Here is a 229-nt window from a genome sequence, read left to right as displayed (position 1 = left end):
CAGGCCCGGCAAGACCTTGCGGTTCGGCCTCTGCGGCCGGCCCCGCAGGCGCGGCATCACGGCCAGCATCCATCCCACCCCGGGGTCGAGCATCGCGCGCAGGTGCGCCTCGCGCCAGGTCGCTTCACGGGTCAGCGGGGTGTACGAACCCCGCCGCAGCCGCGCGCAGGCGAGCCGGCCGCCCCGGGCCAGGCCCAGGCCGGCGCCCATCATGCGATCGGCGCCGTAC

At 77.3% G+C, this 229-nt stretch carries 1 pseudogene; it reads right to left on the bottom strand.

The features are described 5' to 3' along the window. Nucleotides 1–229, bottom strand: a pseudogene (locus ACQG3P_RS25660) (CvpA family protein); the annotation flags it as partial.

The sequence above is a fragment of the Stenotrophomonas sp. SrG genome (assembly GCF_050031795.1).
GTDB classification, from domain to species: Bacteria; Pseudomonadota; Gammaproteobacteria; order Xanthomonadales; family Xanthomonadaceae; genus Stenotrophomonas; species Stenotrophomonas rhizophila_A.
This window is presented reverse-complemented; position numbering and strand designations above follow the sequence as displayed.